This window comes from Streptomyces chiangmaiensis (assembly GCF_036281785.1).
GTDB lineage: Bacteria > Actinomycetota > Actinomycetes > Streptomycetales > Streptomycetaceae > Streptomyces > Streptomyces chiangmaiensis.
On sequence record NZ_JAYWVC010000645.1, the window covers coordinates 1 to 878 of the forward strand.

Below are 878 nucleotides of genomic sequence, written 5' to 3' on the forward strand. Positions count from 1 at the left end.
CGCCCGGCCTCCGTCAGAGCTTGCGAAGTCCACTGAGCACCCTTTCGAGCAGTGTCACGTCCGGAGCGCCGCCGTTGTTCTCGTCGCCGCCCGGCTGGTGGATGGCGACAAGTCCGGCCTCCGCGAGATCCGCGACGAGAATCCGTGCCACACCGAGTGGCATGGCCAGGAGCGCCGATACCTCTGCCACCGACTTCACCTCTCGGCACAGGTGGCAGATCCGCTGATGCTCCGGCAGCAGCCCCATCAGCTGTGCCGGGTCGGCCGTGGTGCTGATCAGCGCCTCTATCGCGAGCTGATAGCGCGGCCGGGTCCGGCCGCCTGTCATCGCATACGGACGGACCAGCGGCTGGTCGCCCTCGTCCCCGTACGGCTCGGCGTACGGATCGTGAGAGGCGGTGGGCGGGGTCATGAATCCTCCGGGCGGGACAGCAGGTTGGTCAGTCGTGCCGTCTGACGGGGCCGGTGGGGGGATTGTGGCGGCCGGACGGTGATTTGGTGAGGCGGGTGGTGCCGGGGCCGATCAGTGGAGCAGACTGCCCTGGAGTTCGGCGCGCAGGTCGGGCGTGAGTACCGCACCTGCACGGTCGACCAGAAGGGCCATTTCGTAGCCGACGAGGCCGATGTCGCACTCGGGGTGGGCGAGTACGGCGAGCGAGGAACCGTCAGAGACGGACATGAGGAAAAGGAATCCTCGTTCCATCTCGACGACCGTCTGCGCCACGTTGCCGCCCTCGAAGATCCGGGAGGCACCCGCGGTCAGCGAGGTGAGCCCGGAGGCAACGGCTGCGAGCTGATCCGCGCGGTCGCGAGGGAAGCCCTCCGACAGCGCCAGAAGGAGTCCGTCGGCGGACACGACAACTGTGTGGGACACCCCT

General features: G+C 68.2%; 2 protein-coding genes. Both read right to left on the reverse strand.

The window, feature by feature from the left end:
- Nucleotides 1-13: 13 nt before the first annotated feature.
- Nucleotides 14-412: a DUF742 domain-containing protein gene (locus VXC91_RS46160; RefSeq protein ID WP_103838060.1), complete on the reverse strand. Its 399-nt coding sequence runs from the start codon at nt 410-412 to the stop codon at nt 14-16.
- Between the two features lie 111 nt (nt 413-523).
- A partial coding sequence (locus VXC91_RS46165; RefSeq protein WP_329513297.1) for a roadblock/LC7 domain-containing protein occupies nt 524-878 on the reverse strand: 355 nt, incomplete at its 5' end.